The 15,153-nt window shown below is 37.6% G+C and carries 15 protein-coding genes; 9 read left to right on the forward strand and 6 right to left on the reverse strand.

The features are described 5' to 3' along the window. Window positions 1–143: 143 nt before the first annotated feature. From AC1M9A_RS13485 to AC1M9A_RS13500, 4 genes are all read right to left on the reverse strand, one after another. On the reverse strand, window positions 144–887 hold the full coding sequence (locus AC1M9A_RS13485) for an amino acid ABC transporter ATP-binding protein (protein WP_481592363.1): 744 nt from the start codon (window positions 885–887) through the stop codon (window positions 144–146). A gap of 11 nt (window positions 888–898) precedes the next feature. After that, complete coding sequence (locus tag AC1M9A_RS13490; RefSeq protein ID WP_180028741.1) at window positions 899–1,576, reverse strand: amino acid ABC transporter permease; 678 nt, start codon at window positions 1,574–1,576, stop codon at window positions 899–901. Between the two features lies 1 nt (window position 1,577). Further along, window positions 1,578–2,420, reverse strand: a complete 843-nt coding sequence (locus tag AC1M9A_RS13495) for an amino acid ABC transporter permease (RefSeq protein WP_481592365.1) — start codon at window positions 2,418–2,420, stop codon at window positions 1,578–1,580. A 69-nt stretch (window positions 2,421–2,489) separates the two neighbouring features. Further along, window positions 2,490–3,389, reverse strand: coding sequence for an amino acid ABC transporter substrate-binding protein (locus AC1M9A_RS13500; RefSeq protein WP_481610412.1), 900 nt, complete (start codon window positions 3,387–3,389; stop codon window positions 2,490–2,492). Between the two features lie 458 nt (window positions 3,390–3,847). On the opposite strand from AC1M9A_RS13500, the gene AC1M9A_RS13505 reads away from it, so the two are divergent. The 5 genes from AC1M9A_RS13505 to hisG all read left to right on the forward strand — a co-directional run bounded on the left by AC1M9A_RS13505 (window position 3,848) and on the right by hisG (window position 8,196). Then, a complete protein-coding gene (locus tag AC1M9A_RS13505; protein ID WP_180028738.1) occupies window positions 3,848–5,299 on the forward strand; it encodes an RNA polymerase factor sigma-54 in 1,452 nt (483 codons plus the stop codon). A 188-nt stretch (window positions 5,300–5,487) separates the two neighbouring features. Further along, complete coding sequence (hpf, locus tag AC1M9A_RS13510; protein ID WP_035268921.1) at window positions 5,488–5,820, forward strand: ribosome hibernation-promoting factor, HPF/YfiA family; 333 nt, start codon at window positions 5,488–5,490, stop codon at window positions 5,818–5,820. 142 nt (window positions 5,821–5,962) lie between these two features. After that, on the forward strand, window positions 5,963–6,214 hold the full coding sequence (gene ibaG / locus AC1M9A_RS13515; RefSeq protein WP_180000146.1) for a BolA family iron metabolism protein IbaG: 252 nt from the start codon (window positions 5,963–5,965) through the stop codon (window positions 6,212–6,214). 7 nt (window positions 6,215–6,221) lie between these two features. Continuing rightward, on the forward strand, window positions 6,222–7,481 hold the full coding sequence (murA, locus tag AC1M9A_RS13520; protein ID WP_481610413.1) for a UDP-N-acetylglucosamine 1-carboxyvinyltransferase: 1,260 nt from the start codon (window positions 6,222–6,224) through the stop codon (window positions 7,479–7,481). A gap of 4 nt (window positions 7,482–7,485) precedes the next feature. Continuing rightward, entirely contained in the window at window positions 7,486–8,196 is a 711-nt protein-coding gene (hisG, locus tag AC1M9A_RS13525; RefSeq protein WP_481590807.1) for an ATP phosphoribosyltransferase, read from the forward strand. A gap of 41 nt (window positions 8,197–8,237) precedes the next feature. Here hisG and AC1M9A_RS13530 read toward each other — a convergent pair whose 3' ends face one another. Then, window positions 8,238–8,888 carry a hypothetical protein gene (locus AC1M9A_RS13530; protein WP_481610414.1) on the reverse strand — a complete coding sequence of 217 codons (651 nt, stop codon included), beginning with the start codon at window positions 8,886–8,888 and terminating at the stop codon, window positions 8,238–8,240. A 165-nt stretch (window positions 8,889–9,053) separates the two neighbouring features. On the opposite strand from AC1M9A_RS13530, the gene hisD reads away from it, so the two are divergent. Together hisD and hisC are read left to right on the forward strand one after the other, a co-directional pair. Continuing rightward, the gene (gene hisD / locus AC1M9A_RS13535) at window positions 9,054–10,355 is read left to right on the forward strand and encodes a histidinol dehydrogenase (RefSeq protein WP_171076792.1); all 1,302 of its coding nucleotides are present in this window, start codon (window positions 9,054–9,056) and stop codon (window positions 10,353–10,355) included. A 150-nt stretch (window positions 10,356–10,505) separates the two neighbouring features. After that, window positions 10,506–11,597 (forward strand): histidinol-phosphate transaminase, encoded by a 1,092-nt coding sequence (gene hisC, locus AC1M9A_RS13540; RefSeq protein ID WP_035268929.1) that lies wholly within the window; start codon window positions 10,506–10,508, stop codon window positions 11,595–11,597. A 48-nt stretch (window positions 11,598–11,645) separates the two neighbouring features. Here hisC and pabB read toward each other — a convergent pair whose 3' ends face one another. Continuing rightward, window positions 11,646–12,992, reverse strand: coding sequence for an aminodeoxychorismate synthase component I (gene pabB, locus AC1M9A_RS13545; protein WP_481590805.1), 1,347 nt, complete (start codon window positions 12,990–12,992; stop codon window positions 11,646–11,648). A gap of 246 nt (window positions 12,993–13,238) precedes the next feature. Here pabB and filA point away from each other — a divergent pair, with 246 nt between their 5' ends. Together filA and filB are read left to right on the forward strand one after the other, a co-directional pair. After that, window positions 13,239–14,108 (forward strand): putative pilus system protein FilA, encoded by an 870-nt coding sequence (gene filA / locus AC1M9A_RS13550; RefSeq protein WP_092768589.1) that lies wholly within the window; start codon window positions 13,239–13,241, stop codon window positions 14,106–14,108. 183 nt (window positions 14,109–14,291) lie between these two features. After that, complete coding sequence (gene filB / locus AC1M9A_RS13555; protein ID WP_481588027.1) at window positions 14,292–15,125, forward strand: putative pilus system C39 family peptidase FilB; 834 nt, start codon at window positions 14,292–14,294, stop codon at window positions 15,123–15,125. Window positions 15,126–15,153: the final 28 nt, after the last annotated feature.

Here is a 15,153-nt window from a genome sequence, read left to right on the forward strand (position 1 = left end):
GTTACCCATGTGAGAGTAAGTCATCGCCAGCTCATTATTCTAAACACCCCCTTCAATACAAGGGGGTGTTTTTTTATATATATAAATTGAATTTGAAAATAATTTGAGTAGATATCGCGAAATTTTTGGATTCATTCTGATGTTTAGTGTACTGCTGAAATCTTCTCTAAAAAGTATTTTGTTCTTTCATGTCGTTCTTGTGGCTTATTAAAGAAGTCATCAGTCGGGCAATCTTCTAGAATTTTACCTTGATCCATAAATATCACTCGATCTGAAACTTTTTTTGCAAATCCCATTTCATGCGTAACACACATCATCGTCATGCCTTCTTTTGCAAGTTGGCTCATGACTTCAAGCACTTCACCGACCATTTCAGGATCTAATGCGGAAGTGGGTTCATCAAAAAGCATACAGACTGGGTCCATACAAAGACCACGTGCAATCGCGACACGTTGTTGTTGACCACCTGATAATTGTCCTGGAAATTTATCTTTGTGTGCTGTCAAACCCACTCGATCCAAATATTGTAAGGCCTTTATTTTAGCTTCTTCAGTTGAGCGATTAAGTACTTTGATTTGTCCTATTGTTAGGTTCTCTAACACAGTCATATGAGGAAATAGTTCAAAATGTTGAAATACCATACCTACTCTAGATCTGAATTTTGCTAGATTCGTTTTAGAGTCTTTTAAAGCGGTACCATCAACGATAATATTTCCTTGTTGAAAAGGTTCTAAAGCATTCACTGTCTTAATAAGTGTAGATTTACCTGAGCCAGATGGACCGCATACAACGACAACTTCACCTTTGTTGATAGTGGTTGAGCATTCGCTAAGTACCTGAAAATCTCCATACCATTTGGATACATCTTGAATTTCAATCATTGGCATTTTGATTCTCCTTATCGAATAATGGCTATTTTTTGATGTAAGCGTTTAACTAGTCGTGAAAGTGCAAATGAAATGACAAAATAGACGACAGCAACAACTAGATAAAAAACGGCTTTGGTTTCCGAACCATAGGTATTAGCTAAAGTATTTGCATTGCCTAGGAAATCTGGTGCACTGATGACATAAACCAAAGATACATCTTGAAAAAGAACAATGGATTGCGTCAATATCACGGGTAACATATTTCTAAAAGCTTGGGGTAAAACTACGTATGACATTGTCTGGCGATAATTAAAACCCAAGGCGTAACCTGCATTCACTTGTCCTTTAGAAACTGATTGAATGCCAGAACGGACAATTTCTGAAAAAAAAGCAGCCTCAAAAATGGCGAAGGTTACTACACTTGAAAATAAAGGTCCCCAATAGGTGTGATATTGGAAATCGAAAAACTTAGGAAGTAAAAAGTAAAAGATAAAAATAACTTGAATGAGGGGAACACCTCGAAAAAAGTCGACATAAAATTTTGCAAATCCACTGGCAATTTTATTATTCGATAGACGCATCATCGCGATTGGTGTACCAAGAAGAATCCCACCAATAATCGAAAGAATGGTTACTGTAACTGTAAATTTAAAACCAGCGATCAAACTTGCAACGACATCGGGATGAGTTAGAACACTAAAGTCCATTTTATTTACCTCCCGAACCTAGACCTGGTACAGCCATTCGTTTCTCAATCCATGCCATCAGGTATTTAATTGAATAAGTGATGATGAGGTAAACAGGTGTTGAAAGAATTAAAATGACCACGTCTTGAGAGGTTTCTTCTCGCATTGTTTTGGTATATGCAAAAAAATTCAAAACACTTAAGGCAAAAAGCACGGCTGAATTTTTAAATACATTCATTGCTTCTGATGTTAGTGTTGGCCAAACGATTCGATAAGCCACTGGCAGAATGACATAACGATAACTTTGGTTTAAATTTAAACCGATCGCATAAGCTGCATTTTTTTGACCTTGTGAAACGGTATTAATACCTGCTCGAACCTGCTCAGCAATCCTTGCAGCGGTATATAGGCCCAGCGCAAATACACCAATAATTGCTGGATTATTATTTAAAATATTTTGCCACCATCCGCCAGAAACCATTTCACCACTTCCAGTACTCATACTCAATGGTAGAAGTTGAGGGAAAACGAATGCCCAGAAAAATAATTGAACAATTAAGGGTATATTTCTGAATAACTCTACATAACAAGTCCCAATGAATGACAGTAATTTATTGGGTAATGTACGCATAATGCCAATAAGTGAACCAAGTATAAATGCGATGAAAAAGGCAATGACAGCAGTCCAGATCATGGTCCAAATACCTGATCCAAGTATCTGTAACCAAGTCGGTGCATCAGCAACAGCTGAATAACTTGAACCTCCAATCGCACTACATATAGATTCAGCCCAATCTTTTTTATCAACGCCATATTCGTTGGATGCCAAGCAAAATGACGTCCAATTTAAAGAACCAACAGCCATTGAAATTCCCTGCAATGGTTATGAGAAAAAAGGGCTTAAGTGTTTCTATTTAAGCCCTCATAATTTTTGTTATTTAATCCCTGCATCATTCGGAGATGCTTTTAATTTTTTAAATGAGCTACTCATAGGCATGTTTAGATTGATATTGCGTGGTGGAATAGGTGATAAGAACCATTTTTTATAAAGGGTATCCATTTGACCATTTTTCCACATTCCAGTTACCACACGATCTGCAATCGCTTTAAACTTGGCATCGCCTTTAGGCAGCATAATTCCGTAAGGTTCTGACGAAAGGACTGGACCTACAATTTTAAAATCTTGAGGTTTTGATGATTTGGCAATGAGCCCTGCAAGAATATTGTCATCCATAACAAATGCAGCTGCACGTCCCGAAGCGACCATTGCAAAAGAATCAGCATGATCTTTACCATAGACATTGGTAACCTTTATTTTTTCTCCTCGTGCACCCATTTTGATATATTTATCCGAGGTTGTTCCTTGCGTTGTGGCAACGGCTTTACCATTTAAATCCCCTAAATCTTTGAAAGGCGCTGAAGCTTTGACTGCCATACGTACTTCAGTGGCAAAGTAATTTGTAGAGAAGTTGACTTGCTGTTGTCGCTGGACAGAGTTGGTTGTCGTCCCGCATTCCATATCAATGTTTCCAGCGAGCATTTCAGGAATTCGCGTGGAAGAAGTAACCGCTTTATATTCAACTTTTAAGTTGGGGAGTTTTAAGTCTTTTTTTAATTCGTTAGCTACGTTATTACAGATATCGATGGCATATCCCATAGGTTTACCACCAACGATATATGAGATTGGATCAGAAGATTCACGATACCCGATGATCACTTTTTCATTTTTTTTGATTTTCGCAATGGTGTCAGTGGCATTGGCTTGACTCATTGTTCCGCCAGCGATGATGAAGCCTAATGCGCTGAGAAGGACTTTACCAGATAGACTTTTCATCAAGAAATCTCCATGTCTTGTAGTGCATCGTTCTTATAATTTTGACAGTTCTCAAATTTGGTTGAAATCTATTCAAAATAAACTATTAATTATTTTTATACTTTCTATGAGAATAAGTAAAGAATAAAAAATACTCGAAATTCAAATGAATTTAGATTTTTTGATCAATGCGAAATAAATCATGAGCTTATAAAACCTTGATCATGAGTAAGTGGTTTATTTTTAATCAACCATAACTGCAGATAAAACTAAAAAATTATTTTTTTTAATTTAAACTTGAGTGCTCATATTTTTTGAATATTAATTAAAAAAAAGTGATTGAATTATAATGTATTTTATCCTTATTTTTTTATTAACAATTAAGACTAATTGATTAACCTAACACTTGAAACTTATGTTATAAGAATTGTAGGCATGATTATTGCTTGAATAATAACGATGTTAGGGGGTAATGATTTATGAAATTAGCGTTAGGACTAAAAGTATCCAATTCTTTGTCTTTGACACCCCAGCTCCAACAAGCGATCCGACTTTTACAATTATCCAGCTTAGAGTTGGAGCAAGAAGTTCAATTGCAGTTGGATAGTAACCCCTTACTTGAAAAGGTGGATGATGATTCTCCAATGCAAAGTTTGGAGGACTTGAATCAGGAAAATTCTGCTAGTGATCTTACTCGAGAATTAAATGCAGATCATTTGCCAAATGATTTACCTGTAGATACGGAATGGGATGATGTATATACCCATCAATCATCATCAATGGAATTACCAGAATATGAAGAACGTGAGGATAATCGATCAATTCAAAATACACTGAAAGATCATATTTTACAGCAAGTTAATCTTCTAAATTTCTCCCAAACTGATCTTTTGATCGCTTATTGCATCGTAGATGGTTTGGATGAAAAAGGCTTTTTAGATGAGAGCGTTGAAGAAATTCACCACGCAGTGCTGACTTTACTCGCACAGATGGATATTGAAGAAGATGTTGAGATTGATGAAATTTTAGTGGTGTTGAAACATATTCAAAGACTAGAGCCGATTGGCGTTGGTTCACGCAATCTTGTGGAATGCTTATATGTTCAGCTTCAAGTTTTGCCTAATACCTTACCATGCCGTAATGACGCGTTATTGTTATTGCAGCATTATGAATTATTGATTGCCAATGACCTAAATAAATTACTGAAGCAAACAGGTTTTAAACTTGAACAGTTAAAAGCAGCGATACAACTTTTAAAATCATTACAACCCTATCCAGGGTTAATGTTTGAAAATAAAGAATCTGAATATCAAGTGCCTGATGTTGTGGTGGCAAAGAAAAATGACAGTTGGCATGTGCACTTAAATCCAGATATTTTGCCAAAATTACGTATCAACCCTTATTACGCAAATATGATTCGTCGAGCTGATCAAAGTGCAGATAATCAATACTTACGCAATCAAATGCTTGATGCTAAAAATTTTATTAAAAGTGTAGATGAGCGCCATAAAACGCTTTTAAAAGTAGCGACATGTATTGTTCAGCATCAACGAGATTTTTTAGAGTTGGGTGCTGAAGGAATGAAACCTTTGGTGTTGAGAGATGTGGCGGAGGAGGTTGAGTTACATGAATCAACAGTATCTCGTGTAACGACCAATAAATATTTGCTTACTCCGAGAGGGTTGTTTGAACTTAAATATTTTTTCTCAAGCCATGTTGGAACAACATCAGGTGGTGAAGCGTCTTCAACTGCGATCCGAGCAAAAATTAAAAAGTTGATTGCTGAAGAGAACCCAAGAAAACCATTATCTGATAATAGTTTAGCTAAGTTGTTAAATGAGGATGGTATCGATGTTGCACGTCGTACAGTCGCAAAATATCGTGAATCGTTACATATTCCTGCATCATCCGATCGAAAAGTCTTGATCTGAAATTTGAAGTGTGATTATTCTAGAGGTTCATTATGACGAAATAATGAATCTCTTTTTTTTAGTTACACGAGGTTTAGCCAGCATGATTTCATGACTTAAATTTGCAGAATAATTCTATGTTGAATGTTCTGTCATGCAATCACATGGCTTAACTCAATCAAATCCTTTAGAAGGAGAGGGATAGGATTATGCAAATAACAATTCGTGGACATCATTTAAGTATTACTCCTGCAATAGAAGAGAATATTCGTTGTAAATTCGCCGAAATGACCAAGCACCTTGATCAGGTCAATAGTATGCAGGTGAAACTCACAAAGGATCACCAAGTCGATAAGCGTTCGAAAAAAGGAAGTTCGAATCATATAGCTGAAGCAATCGTGCGTTTACCAGGCGTCGAACTTTTTGCTCAGGCATCTGGCGATGATATGTATGCATCAATTAAAAAATTGACTGAGAAAATAAAAAGACAGTTAATGCGATATCGTAAAATGCAAATGGCTTTTCAGCCGCTGCCTATATGACGGTATGTAGCTGAAAATAAAAAAAGAGGTATATTGCCTCTTTTTTTTATAGATAAATTGTATAGCAGATGAATTCATTGAATGAGTTATAGTAAAATAATCCGTTTTTACACAATCGATCGTCCCATGAGAGGTCTTTGCAATGAATAGTGAACAGCTCACTGAAATCTTAAAAGCTGCTTTCCCTTCTGCTGATGTTGCTGTAAGTGGACAAGGTGGGAAATTTGACCTCCGTATTGTAGATGATCTGTTTGAAGGTAAAAGAACAGTTGCTCGTCAACAAGCAGTTTATGCTCCTCTTAACGAATATATTAAAAGTGGTGCAGTTCACGCTGTAACCATACGCGCAATGACAAAAGAAGAATGGCGCAAAGCTAGTCTTTTCGGAGCTTAAGGAATAAATGGATAAATTTCTAATCACTGGTGGTAAAAGACTAGAAGGCGAAGTTCGCATCTCTGGTGCAAAAAATGCTGCATTGCCACTTTTAGCAGCAATGATTCTTGCTGAAACACCAATTACGCTCAGAAATGTACCCAAGCTTAAAGATGTTCATACGCTTGTAAAATTAATTGCAGGTCTTGGGATTAGCATGAAGTATGAAGGTGATACTGTTGTCGCTGATACTTCAACCCTTGATAATCAATTTGCACCATATGAACTCGTAAAGACTATGCGAGCGTCTATTTTGGTGCTTGGCCCATTGCTGGCGCGCTACGGTAGTGCAAAAGTATCTTTACCTGGTGGTTGTGCTATTGGCTCACGTCCTGTTGACCAGCATTTAAAAGCATTAGAAGCTTTAGGTGCGGAAATTGAAGTCGAAGCAGGCTATGTCAATGCAAAAGTTGATGGTCGCTTAAAAGGCGGTGAAGTTGTTTTCGATATGGTCACTGTAGGTGGGACAGAAAACATCCTCATGGCTGCTGTCTTAGCAGAAGGTGTTACTACCATCCGTAATGCGGCTCGTGAACCTGAAATCACTGATCTTGCACTAATGCTCATAAAAATGGGTGCGAAGATTGAAGGTTTAGATACGGATACATTAATCGTCACTGGCGTAGAAAGTTTGCATGGTTGTGAATACTCAGTTGTTGCTGACCGTATTGAAACAGGATCTTATTTAGCTGCTGCTGCTATTACGGGTGGACGAGTTAAAACGACACATACAGATCCATTGCTGATGGAATCAGTGTTGGATAAATTTGAAGAAATGGGTGCAGAAGTTACGCGCGGTGATGATTGGATCGAACTCGATATGATGGGTAAGCGTCCTAAGGCCGTTAGTTTCCGTACATTGCCTCATCCAGATTTTCCAACAGATATGCAAGCACAATTGATGGCGGTCAATGCAATCGGTCGTGGGTTTGCAACAATTTCAGAAACGATTTTTGAAAACCGTTTTATGCATGTACCTGAATTGTCACGTATGGGCGCTAATATTCAGGTTGAAGGTAATGATGCAGTTGTAACAGGAGTTGAAAAACTTTCAGCTGCACCTGTTATGGCAACAGATTTGCGTGCTTCATTTTCTTTAGTTTTGGCTGCTTTAGCTGCTGAAGGAGAGACTTTAATTGACCGTATTTATCACATTGATCGCGGTTACGAAGATGTTGAAGCAAAATTACAAGGTTTAGGTGCCCAAATTAAGCGAGTGAGCGAGTAAGTTAATGAGCGATATGAGAAACGATGATCCTAATTTTGACGTAATGGGCAATTTTGATCATGGTTTAACCTTAGCATTGAGTAAAGGTCGTATTTTAAAAGAGACATTGCCATTGCTAGAAACAGCAGGGATTAATCTTTTAGAAGACCCAGATAAATCGCGTAAATTAATTTTTCCTACGACGCATAAACATGTTCGAATTTTAATTTTACGTGCATCTGATGTACCAACTTATGTAGAAAATGGTGCGGCTGATATTGGTGTTGCAGGTAAAGATGTACTGATGGAACATGGTGCACAAAATGTCTATGAACCATTAGATCTTAAAATTGCAAACTGTAAGTTAATGACAGCGGGCAAAGTGGGTATGGAGCGTCCGAAAGGTCGTTTGAAGATCGCGACCAAGTACGTGAATTTGACGCGTCAATACTATGCGAGCTTAGGTGAGCAAGTTGATGTGATTAAACTTTACGGTTCGATGGAGCTTGCACCATTGGTTGGTTTGGGTGATTACATCGTCGACGTCGTGGACACAGGTAATACACTTCGCGCGAATGGCTTAGAGCCTCTTGAAGAAATCTGTAAAGTGTCTTCTCGATTGATTGTGAACAAAGCGAGCTTTAAGCGTAAGCAAGCCTTACTTAATCCGATTCTTGCACAGCTTGAAAAAGCGGTGGATGAACGAGAAAATGCAAAGCAAGTGAAAACTGCTTGAGTTTGTTGATTTTAAGAACCGCCCGAAAGGGCGGTTCTTTATTATACAAGACTGTATTTTCTGATTTGTTCTATTAATTGAAATTGTAATTTATCTAGATTTACATATACTGGGATAAAATCAATTTCATATTCTGGATGTTTTCTAAGTTTTAAATTTATTTGATTTATCGTTAGCTTTGTATTTAGCACTTTCAAATCTGATATGAAAATATTGCATCCTTGATTCCAATCATTAAGAAATCTATTTAATTGATTATCTAAAGTAAACCGTGATAAATCTGATATTAACGAGTAAATATAGGCAGTATTGTCTTTAATTTCTTGTACTTTATGATTAAAGTCTTCTGAAGATTTTAACTCATCATAAGAGTTTTTTCTTTCAGAAATCCAATATAATAAATTAAGCTGTTCCCTATAGTTGGTGTTTAGTAAGCTGATAATTTGAAAAGAAAGTTTTGAAATTTGTTGGGAGTTAAATTGTTTTTTCCATGAAAGAAAACCAACAATAGCAACTATTGGCGTCAGTACATAAGCTGTTGTGGTAATTATGGTATTTATTCGATGCATACTTACAGCACACATCAATGATTGACCTTGACAGTAATAAAAGTATTGAAAGAATCCACAAATAGCTAAAACAACGACATAAACACCTAAATAGTAACCGACATATTTTTCTATTTCTTTCATCTAAAACTCCCCCGAATAAAATCAAATCATGATAAGAACAGAGCTCAATAGAAAATTCAATTTAATCAAAAGTTATTTTCAATCATTTCTATCTGGGTTGCTTGAATGAAGATGCCCACAAATCAACAGAAAACAGGTAAACTAAAGCTTCCCTTTAATTTCATTGTGGATAAATTGATGCGACGTTTATCGACTCAAGATCAAAACTTCAAGCAAGACTTTGCTGACTTGCTCGCTTTTGAAACCGTGAGTGACCCAGAACTTTTAAAAACAGTAGACCAAATCATTGCCGATGTTCGTCAACATGGTGATGCTCATGTTCTTAAACTTACTCAGCAGTTCGATCGACATCCAGCGCATCAATTTTCAGATTTAGAACTGACACAAGAGCAACTTAAAGCTGCATTTGATCATTTAACGACTGAAGTTCGAGAAGCTTTAGAGTTGGCTGCAAATCGTGTCCGTGAATTCCATCAGGCACAAAAACAAGATGGTTGGACCTATGTTGATGCTTTGGGTAACACCTTAGGTCAAAAAGTGACGCCGCTTGACCGTGTTGGAATTTATGTGCCAGGTGGTTTGGCTTCATACCCATCATCAGTACTCATGAATGCTGTTCCTGCTCACGTCGCAGGCGTACCTGAAATTATTATGGTTGTGCCTGCACCAAATGGTGATTTAAATCCATTGGTGTTGGCAGCTGCGTATTTGGCAGGTGTCACTCGTGTATTTACGATTGGTGGTGCACAAGCGGTTGCAGCATTGGCCTATGGTACTGAAACCATTCCAGCAGTAGACAAGATCACTGGACCGGGCAATCGTTTTGTTGCAGCAGCAAAACGCGCCGTATTTGGTCAGGTAGGTATTGATATGATTGCAGGTCCTTCAGAAATTTTAGTGTATGCTGAAGGGGACAATAATGCAGAATGGCTTGCAATGGATCTTCTGTCTCAAGCAGAGCATGATACTGTTGCTCAAGCTGTATTTATTACGCCAGACGAGCAACTACTTCATGATGTCGCGATTGCAATTGAAGAGCACTTAAAAGCACTTCCTAAAGCAGAAATCGCACGAACTTCTATTGCTAATCGTGGTGCACTTGTTTTAGTTAAAGACCGTGCCGAAGGTGCAGAATTGATCAACCAAGTTGCCCCTGAACACTTGATGCTATGTTTAGATGAAGCACAAGAAATGGCTGAAGGTATTCGCCATGCAGGTGCTATCTTCATGGGGCGTTATACGCCTGAAGCAATTGGTGATTACTGTGCAGGTCCGAACCATGTATTGCCAACCTCGGGTACGGCACGTTTTTCATCACCACTCGGAGTGTATGATTTCCAAAAGCGTTCAAGCTTAATCATGTGTTCAGAGGATGGCGTGAAAACCTTAGCGAAAACAGCAGATATTCTTGCACAGCAAGAAAACTTAGATGCTCACGCTCGTTCAGCACGATATCGTTATCAGTAATTTAAGCGATAAATTTAGAATGAATATTCCTCTCTAAATCTGTTTTTAAGCATTGCTTGAAATCGAAATGCAAGTGAGGTTAGGTGAAGGTAATTAAAAAATCTCTCCCTAACCTCCTTAGTCAGTGAGGGGAATTTAGAGAATTTAAAAATGAATATTACAGTAGAACAAATGCGTTTTTGGAGTCCCGAAGTACGTGAACTAGAGCCTTATGTGCCTGGTGAACAACCCAAGATCCAAAATCTTTTAAAATTGAATACCAACGAGAACCCGTATCCACCATCTCCAAAAGTTGTAGAAGCGGTACAACAAGTTTTAGCAAATGGCGCGGATGTTTTACGTTTGTATCCTGACCCTGACGCATCGGAATTAAAGCAAGCAATTGCGAAACAGCAACATGTTCCAGTGGGACACGTGTTTGTTGGTAATGGTTCTGATGAGGTTTTAGCTCATATTTTTAAGGCATTTTTTGTTCAAGATTTGCCAATTCTTTATCCAGATATTACCTACAGTTTCTATCCTGTTTATAGCCAATTTTTTGGTGTGAAAACTCAAATTTTGCCTTTAAACGAAAAATTTGAAATTGTTGTGGATGACTATAAGCAACCAAATGGTGGCATCATTATCACCAATCCAAATGCCCCTACCAGTATTGCACTTGGTTTGTCTGCAATTGAGGAAGTACTTCAATCGAACCCAAATTCAGTGGTTGTGATTGATGAAGCATATGTAGACTTTGGTGCTGAATCTGCAGTGGCTCTCGTAGAAAAATATGACAACTTGGTGGTCTGTCAAACAACTTCGAAATCACGTTCGCTTGCGGGATTACGGGTCGGGTTTGCGATTGCACAGCCGCATTTAATTGCAGCGTTAGAAGCGGTAAAAAATAGCTTCAATTCATATCCAATGGACCGTTTTGCGATTGCCGCTGCAGTGGCGTCTTTCGAGGATCAAGCCTATTTCGAAGCGCAAAATGCCAAAGTGATTGCTAGTCGTATAAAGTTAGTTGAGCAACTGAAATCCTTAGGGTTTGATGTGTTGCCTTCTGCCGCAAATTTTATATTTGCAACACTGCCTAGCAAAGATGCAGGTCAGCTTGCAAATGAATTGCGAGAGCGTGGCATTATCGTAAGATATTTTAATAAACCACGTATTAATCAGTATTTGCGTATCACCATTGGTACAGATGAGCAAAATCAACGTTTAGTAGACACCTTGAAGAATGACATTTTAAAAGTGTGAGTGCTGCAAATTTTTGTTGTTGAAAAAGCGACCAGATAGGTCGCTTTTTTATGATTCGTACCATTGATTCATCAGTTTTAGCATGGCTTCAACCTTATCAAAACATTCTTGATATTCTGCATCGCAATCTGAACTGATTGTGACACCACCACCAGCCCAAATAGACACATCTTGCTGATATTTTTGAATCGTTCGGATCAAAATATTCCAAGAACCAGTACCATCAAAATTGAAATAACCAATAGAGCCACAGTATGCACCGCGTGGGGACTCTTCAAGTTCTTCAATAATTTCCATCGCTCGAATTTTGGGTGCCCCCGTTATTGAACCGCCGGGGAGCGCTGCGTGTAAAACATCTAATTGATGAACATCGGATTTTAACGTCGCTTCAATTTCACTGACCATGTGGTGGACTTGATTAAAGCTTTCAATGTTAAATAATTTTGGTGTCTTGACAGTGCCAGTTTCTGCATAAATGCTTAAATCATTTCTGAGAAGGTCAACAATCATTAGATTTTCGGCTTTATCTTTCTCAGAGTTGATGAGTGTTTGTTTTGATTCTTGGTCTTTTTGAGGATCTTTAAAGCGTGGCATGGTGCCTTTGATCGGTTTAGTGATCATTTTTTTATTGGGTCTAAACTCGATAAATAACTCAGGTGAACAGCTCAAAAGTTCAAGGTTATCAATTTTAAGATAAGCAGCATAAGGAGCATTTGTGAGTGCCCAAAAAGGTTTAGCTATACTCAGTAGCTCACCTTCAGCTTGTGCTACAAATTCTTGAGTTAGGTTAATTTGGTAACAATCCCCAGCAACAATGTAATCTTGTACTCGTTGAAATGCAGTTCGATATTGTTGTTTAGTCCAACGTGCTTGCATGGGTGAACTGAGTTGAAATGATGATGGACTAGATTGCTGAAAACAGTCTAATAATCGTGTATAAAGGCACTCGGCATTATGTTCAGTGCTATAGAAAACCCAATCATTATTTTCATAAATCAAATAGCTTTCATACAAGCCAAAAAACAATTGTGGTTGTTTTTTTACCTTGGTGTTGATTTGAAAATTTGCTGCAAAATTATAATCATAGTAACCAATGTAACCGCCTCTGAAATAATGGCTTGCAGAATCTGGAAGTGAATTTTCGCTACATTGAACAAAATCTTTGAGTGAAGAAAATTGGCTTTCATACTGATAATTAAAATCAGAGCAACGCACAAATTGACTGAATCCGCCGTTTATATAAACGCAATATTTTTTTGGCAAAAATCCGATAATCGGTAAATCCTGATTTTCAAGATATACCAATCCTGTCAATGAACCAATTTTTTGCAAAAAATCAGCTTTACTTAGTCCTGAAATTTTTAAGTTTTGTTTAAAAAATGAAGCACTTACCATTTGTGACTTGTTACACTCTTTTCAGAAAATTTGCATCACCCATTTAATACTAGTTCACACTTATGCCATTTATCGGGAATAGGTCGAATTTTCTTAACAGATATTGATCATAAGATAACATAAGGTTAACTTAATACTGCAAAGCGAACTGCTCAAGGATGAAGTTTCAGTCGTTAAATTATAAAAACTTCAGAAACACGGAGAGCAGTCAAAAAAATGAAAAAAATGCTCTTGGGAGAGTACATAATGAAATTATTCACAAAATTGGCTTTAGTTTCTTCAATGGCGGTGAGCGTGAATGCTATGGCGATGCAGGCAATGGATGATGCATCACTCAGCGCAACGACTGGTCAAGATGGTATTACTATTGCCATTGATACAACTGCTGGTATCGAAATCGATAAGTTATATATTCATGATAATGATGGTTTTACAAATAGCGCTTTGACATTCGGTGATACGACCATTAATACAGCTGGCACTGCTGATCCAACAATTGGTGCTGGTGCAATCACGGTTAACGGTTTAACGATTTCAAAGGGTACTGGAAATACTCAAAACTTAGCAACGTTGAAAGTTGATGCCGCAGATGTTGGTGGTCAAGCGGTACTTAATGTTCTTGCTGAAACTGGTGCTTTAGACATCAATGTTGGTTCTATTGGGGTTGCAAGCTCTGGCACTTACAGTTCTGATGACAATGTTCGTGGTGTTGTTGAAGGTTCTGAAAAACAAATTATTACAGGTTTAACATTATCATTGGGTGCAACCAAAGCAAACGTTCAATTAGGTAATGCACCTCAAGGCGCTATGATTGTCGTTGATTCTGAAATCACTGGTGGTTTATCTACAAGCTTAACTATTAATGATACATCTACATCGGGTGGTGGTAGCATTGGAATCGAGGGCTTGAAAGTTACAAGTTCAGGCAGTAAAAACCTGAATGCTGACGCCAAAATTGGTGTAACAAAAGATGGATTATATATCAGCCCAGCTCAATCACCATTGAATGCTTACATCCAAAAAGTTTCTTTAGGTGAAGCTAATAAGAGTATCGGTTCAATCGAAGTTCAAGGTTTGAATTTGGGTAGCACTTCAATCAAAATTTCTGGTCACTAAGTTTTTATACAAAAAACGCGTGTTGATCACGCGTTTTTTAAATTTTGCGAATTTGAAATTAAAAAGTAAAAGTACTGTATTTTTAGGATGAAAAAGGTATTCTGAATATAAGAATAAATGTGAGTGCAAACTCCAACTACAGAATCATAAAGGCAAGTACGCCGAACTAGAACAGTTAACATTATGATAGAAATTACTTTAGGCTCTGCAATTATGTATTTTTTTGCGAGTCATGCTCTCGAAATTAAAGAAAAACCACGCGAAGCAGTTTATTACAGTGAGATTGCAGACTCACGACATCTATCTTATACAAAAAATCACCGTGAACCTGTAGCTATCAAGCCGGCTATCGAAAATCAGTTTAGAGGAATAGTTCGTCAAGCGTATGACTATAGTTGTGGTTCTGCGGCGTTGACGACAGTTCTTAATGGTCACGCTGGTCTAAATTTGACAGAACAACAAACCATGGAGGGATTGTTGCGATTTGGCGAGTATGATCGAATCATTGAGCGTAGAAGCTTTTCATTATTGGATATGAAGCGCTTCGTCACTGCTTTAGGTTATGAAAGTGGGGGGTACCGTGGTGAATTCAAAGACCTGATTAAACAGACACAACCTGCTATTGTTCCAATTCACTATGCAGGTTTTAAGCACTTTGTTGTATACAAAGCATATAAAGATGGAAGGGTTTATGTTGCTGACCCTGCATTAGGAAATATCAGTTTTGATGAAGCACGATTTAAAGAAATTTGGGAAAACAATACCTTATTTTTAGTGAACGTTCCTGAATCTCAACAGAAAGATCTATTGGCATTACAAGAAACAGATTTAAGACATGTCGATGATGCAACAATTAACCGTTACGCCTTAGTTGATGCACAATTTTCGTCAGATTATATGAATAAAATCGCAGATAAAGCCTCAACTATGCGTAAAGTATTAGATCTTGATCCCAAATCTCCAACGTATAATCAACCCATTACAACATATATGCGGCTTTACTATAAACGTAAGTAATTTAAATGCAATTAAATTGAATTGAAAC

It is taken from the genome of Acinetobacter sp. ANC_7634 (genome assembly GCF_056779875.1).

Excerpts from the sequence above, each read along its gene's own strand:
- AC1M9A_RS13505 (WP_180028738.1), top strand. The coding sequence starts at position 3,848 with ATGAAATTAGCGTTAGGACTAAAAGTATCCAATTCTTTGTCTTTGACA.
- murA (WP_481610413.1), top strand. The coding sequence starts at position 6,222 with ATGGATAAATTTCTAATCACTGGTGGTAAAAGACTAGAAGGCGAAGTT.
- AC1M9A_RS13495 (WP_481592365.1), bottom strand. The coding sequence starts at position 2,420 with ATGGCTGTTGGTTCTTTAAATTGGACGTCATTTTGCTTGGCATCCAAC.
- pabB (WP_481590805.1), bottom strand. The coding sequence starts at position 12,992 with ATGGTAAGTGCTTCATTTTTTAAACAAAACTTAAAAATTTCAGGACTA.
- ibaG (WP_180000146.1), top strand. The coding sequence starts at position 5,963 with ATGAATAGTGAACAGCTCACTGAAATCTTAAAAGCTGCTTTCCCTTCT.
- AC1M9A_RS13500 (WP_481610412.1), bottom strand. The coding sequence starts at position 3,389 with ATGAAAAGTCTATCTGGTAAAGTCCTTCTCAGCGCATTAGGCTTCATC.
- hisG (WP_481590807.1), top strand. The coding sequence starts at position 7,486 with ATGAGCGATATGAGAAACGATGATCCTAATTTTGACGTAATGGGCAAT.
- AC1M9A_RS13490 (WP_180028741.1), bottom strand. The coding sequence starts at position 1,576 with ATGGACTTTAGTGTTCTAACTCATCCCGATGTCGTTGCAAGTTTGATC.
- hpf (WP_035268921.1), top strand. The coding sequence starts at position 5,488 with ATGCAAATAACAATTCGTGGACATCATTTAAGTATTACTCCTGCAATA.
- filB (WP_481588027.1), top strand. The coding sequence starts at position 14,292 with ATGATAGAAATTACTTTAGGCTCTGCAATTATGTATTTTTTTGCGAGT.
- AC1M9A_RS13485 (WP_481592363.1), bottom strand. The coding sequence starts at position 887 with ATGCCAATGATTGAAATTCAAGATGTATCCAAATGGTATGGAGATTTT.
- hisC (WP_035268929.1), top strand. The coding sequence starts at position 10,506 with ATGAATATTACAGTAGAACAAATGCGTTTTTGGAGTCCCGAAGTACGT.
- AC1M9A_RS13530 (WP_481610414.1), bottom strand. The coding sequence starts at position 8,888 with ATGAAAGAAATAGAAAAATATGTCGGTTACTATTTAGGTGTTTATGTC.
- filA (WP_092768589.1), top strand. The coding sequence starts at position 13,239 with ATGAAATTATTCACAAAATTGGCTTTAGTTTCTTCAATGGCGGTGAGC.